Origin of the sequence: Paenibacillus sp. MZ04-78.2 (assembly GCF_024213375.1) — a bacterium.
In the GTDB taxonomy this organism is placed as follows: Bacteria; Bacillota; Bacilli; order Paenibacillales; family NBRC-103111; genus Paenibacillus_G.
Map to the genome: position 1 here is coordinate 1 of NZ_JANAVJ010000094.1, position 3860 is coordinate 3860.

4 protein-coding genes and 1 pseudogene are annotated in these 3860 nt (G+C 41.7%); 1 reads left to right on the forward strand and 4 read right to left on the reverse strand.

Going from position 1 to position 3860, the window contains the following annotated elements:
- Window positions 1–355: 355 nt before the first annotated feature.
- On the forward strand, window positions 356–577 hold the full coding sequence (locus NLX71_RS26005; protein ID WP_254366693.1) for a hypothetical protein: 222 nt from the start codon (window positions 356–358) through the stop codon (window positions 575–577).
- Window positions 578–627: 50 nt separating this feature from the next.
- Here NLX71_RS26005 and NLX71_RS26010 read toward each other — a convergent pair whose 3' ends face one another.
- From NLX71_RS26010 to NLX71_RS26025, 4 genes and pseudogenes are all read right to left on the reverse strand, one after another.
- Entirely contained in the window at window positions 628–1074 is a 447-nt protein-coding gene (locus tag NLX71_RS26010; protein WP_254366695.1) for a SurA N-terminal domain-containing protein, read from the reverse strand.
- Window positions 1067–1336, reverse strand: coding sequence for a hypothetical protein (locus tag NLX71_RS26015; RefSeq protein WP_254366697.1), 270 nt, complete (start codon window positions 1334–1336; stop codon window positions 1067–1069). The genes NLX71_RS26010 and NLX71_RS26015 overlap by 8 nt, the downstream gene beginning before the upstream one ends.
- Window positions 1337–2300: 964 nt before the next feature.
- Entirely contained in the window at window positions 2301–2429 is a 129-nt protein-coding gene (locus NLX71_RS26020; protein ID WP_302058457.1) for an aspartyl-phosphate phosphatase Spo0E family protein, read from the reverse strand.
- Window positions 2430–3053: 624 nt separating this feature from the next.
- A pseudogene (locus tag NLX71_RS26025) lies at window positions 3054–3740 on the reverse strand (amidase domain-containing protein).
- Window positions 3741–3860: the final 120 nt, after the last annotated feature.

Below are 3860 nucleotides of genomic sequence, written 5' to 3' on the forward strand. Positions count from 1 at the left end.
CGTCGTAATCAGTTACGTATATGATCTCATGAATCCCGTCGTTTTTCTAGGTGTGGAGGATTTGACGCTTACGTTTATAACACTAAACGCAATGCTTAGTTCTGGACTATCACGTCCGTGCTGATCTCCCAGGCAATATATTTCCGCTCGCTTAAAATTCCATGTATATTTACTTTTGGGACGTTTCAATGCTAGTTGTCCCTATAGGTATGCTTTTCGAGATGGGGGGAGTAAAAAATTACCACGTCAGTTATTAAAGTTCAATTCAGTTATAGAAGTGAAGGCCGTGTTCCTTCTGATTTCCCTTGCACGATTTCGTTCAAGGTTCATGTTACAAAAAAAGGAGTAATGTCCTATGAAACAAAACAACGAAAAAGAAGTGAAAAATGAAAATCACGAGATACCTTCCTTTAATTCGGTGACGGAACATTACAGGAGCATTATGGGAGTGCCAACCAATAAAGTTGATATGAAAAAGATGCCGCGTGTTCTTCGACTTTTCGGTTACTTTGTTTTTGCGATTGCGGCAATATGTTCCATCATTTTTATTGTCATGTATATTTTGCAGTTTCTTTAGAAAACAAAAATCCCCTTACAGTTGAGAGAGCTGTAAGGGGGAGAAATTATTTAATTATTCAGTGCATTTTTGTTGACGGTTACTTTCCCCTTAGAACTAACAAGGAGACTATTTTGGAAGACGCCAAAGCTCGCACCGTCTTTTTCAATTTTTCCTTCTGCAACCAGTTTGTCGAACAATTTGCCCATCAACAGTGCTTTTTCGTATTCTTTTCTGGTTTCGTTACTTTTCCAAAATTCTTCATCTGATAAACCAGTGATTCGAATGCGATGCTTCATAATTTCGCGCACCGTTTCGTTATCTTCTCCCGTAATGGAAGGATTGTTAAGCAAAGACCTTTCCTGTTGGGTCACTGCGTCAACTTCTTGAGCACTAACTTGAATTCCTAATTTTTTCGCATGACTTACGGTTAATTCCTTCTTCACCATTTCATCAATCAGTGCATCATCCGAAATAGAGGATAGGGCATTCTTATTGTTTTGGAGCTTGTTAATCATATCGATATTGCTTTTGTAAAAAACAAAGTCTGGAAATCTGAAAATCTTCACCCTGCGCTAACGGAGCAGCAGAAGCTACGTTTTTGTTGCTTTTTTCTTGTTCAAGCTTTGCTTTCAGATCGTCAAAGCTTGAACTAATGATCCCTGTCTTGGACGTGGATACACTAGAAGCGTTAGAAGCAGTAGAAGCGAATGCAGAGCCGATTAGTAATAAAGATAAGCAAGCGCCGCTCATCACTACGGTTAACTTGTTTATTTTCATACCTATTCCCTACTTTCTAAGGATTTTTTAATGCGAAATAGTGAACGAATCTTTTACAGACCCACCGCCAAAACATTTGTTCCCGGCAGGCTGCACGTAACCTTCATTGTCAACGTTTACACTAAAACTTGTAGTCAAGTTAGTACTCCAGTTGCTTCCACTATTTTTTCCAACGATAGTTGTCCCAGAGGGGACCCAGTAACTGGAGTTTTCCGTTAGGCTAACGGAAGAATTGTCAAAATTAGTGTAGGTTCTAATGGCCATACTGCTGTTGCAACTACTAAGTCCGTGGGAACTATCCGATTTGATGCTCGCATCCGACTTTGTGTAGGTGTATTGATACTTATTTGCTCCTACATAAGTGCTTGAATAGTTCAGAATCGAGCCTGTTGTTGGGAATTGATCTAGCCCTACTAAGACACGCGTTCTACTACATATATAACGATCTATCTCAAGCAAAGTTAATGATAAATTTGTAAAAAAATAAATATATTACAAAAAATAATCATTCTAACAACATATATAAGAGAATCATGGTGTTGGAGGCCGCCGCGCTTCTTTTATTCTGGATTCATAGCCATTTTCTCGATTGGAAAAATATTGATTGTACTGGCTATAACCGAAGTTCTAATTGCATTTTTTCAATATCAATTAGGAAAAAGGAAGCTTAACGTGTAAATTCGCTATAATGACTGAGCCAACTAGAGTACCCACCGGCGGTTATATTTCTAGTGTCCGATTTTGTTCGCTCGATAAAAAACAATCACTCCGTAAAAGATTCTCAACTTCCTTGTCGCTGTAGCCAAACTCGGCCAACCTTCGGGCGGCAAACCCGGCACCTGTCGATGCCTGACTGCGTCGTGCAAATCCTTAATGCCGTATAGCCGTTCAAAGATCAAGCCGATCCAGGCAAGGTAGACAATCCGCTCTTCACTTCCCCCGACCAATAACTTTCCATACTGCATCATCCACACACCTTCAGCTTCGACTTAAAAGAAGACTTTTGAGCCATCAGAATGTACCGATCTAAACGCTGGCTGAGATGCACCACCTTGTCGGAAAAAGAACCCTTTTTCTCTACCAACCGTATCAATTGCCGCTTGGCTCACGCATACCATAACAGCTTCCCCGAATAGGCTTCGCCCGATCGGCGTCCCGGAGGCTCCATTTGGCGTAGCAAAGCGGAGACAAGTGGAGTGGACGCCTCGGCATGACAAGGGGCGCGAGGAATAGCGGACTGACCGAAGGGAGGGAGCATATGCCGCAGCGGCGGAGCGTACCCCTTGTCGTGCCGAAGGGCTATGGTATCGTATTGAAAGCGGCAAGAGAGCCAAAAATGGGCCGAGTTCCTGGCGCAGCCGGGAACGTTCCTTCTACCCCTGCCCTTGCTTTCATAATCCCTTCAAAAAAGCTTCGGAACGCAAAGGAGGATCAGACGGCCAATGGAACGTACCGGCGCTTAGGTGGGCCGTTCTTGCCCGCCTTAGCGCCGGTCGTTCGCTTGGTCGGCCCGACTGAACGAGCTGGGGGATCCAAACAAAATAAAAAAACCTCCGCCAATTTGCAGAGGGCAGTTAAAAAAACGGCCCTTGCCGCAAAGATGCGAACAAGAGCCGTTTTTTTGCATTGTTCCACAAAATCAAAATCGCCGCTCAAGACCTAAAATCAAGGGTAGGAGAATTTTACTTTGCTGTCTAGTGGTCATTTCCTTTTAGATTTATCTGAAACTGTAGAAATCTATGTTAGAATAAGACTTGATTGCATCTAAAAGGGGATACGCTTGTCTTTCGTTAGAGTGACCTGCAAGTTTAAAATCTTTATTCGTTGAATCGTACTCAGTTATGATCATTACATGTGTCGCTATAGTTATCCAACCGGAAAGACCTTTGGAAAATATTACTACGTCACCTCTGTAGATACCTCTATCAAAAATATCTTTGTGTTTTTCTTCATAATTTTCACGAGAAGTACCCAAAACGTATTTCCCTCTTCAGAACGAAAAGAATTCTTTAACGCTTGTCCACGGACTTGGATCGGAAAGGTTCCAACTATAGTTCAATTGTTCTGCACTCTCAGGAACTAAATAAGTACTGTTTTTTTTGTAAATATACCAATTTCCTGTCATGGACAAACCGCCTGCATATAGGGCTTGTGAAACAAAATTCGTGCAATCGCTTCCCCATTTTGTAAATGCCGGGAAATCAGTGCTGTATCTGTTATAGTTATTGTATGCCCATTCGGCTGCCGTAGCTGCGTTGAAACTTGAGTTTAAGGTAGCTGCTGGATTTTGTGCTGGATTTTGAGTTTTTGAAGTAGATACACCTTTCTTTTTATCTTCTTCTGGTTGTGGTATCAATGTTTTACTTGGTTGAGGTCTGACAGCATCTAAAAATTGAATTGACACAATGTCTTTGGAATCTTTTGCATATCTTTCAATAAAATCTACTTGTTCGCCGCCTCACTATTTGGCGGAGAAAAGAGTGGTTTTCGCCAATACAACAGGCGGTGCAACAATTCATATACT

Bases quoted from the DNA above. Each gene is read 5' to 3' on its own strand.
- NLX71_RS26005 (WP_254366693.1), top strand. From the start codon at position 356: ATGAAACAAAACAACGAAAAAGAAGTGAAAAATGAAAATCACGAGATA.
- NLX71_RS26010 (WP_254366695.1), bottom strand. From the start codon at position 1,074: ATGATTAACAAGCTCCAAAACAATAAGAATGCCCTATCCTCTATTTCG.
- NLX71_RS26015 (WP_254366697.1), bottom strand. From the start codon at position 1,336: ATGAAAATAAACAAGTTAACCGTAGTGATGAGCGGCGCTTGCTTATCT.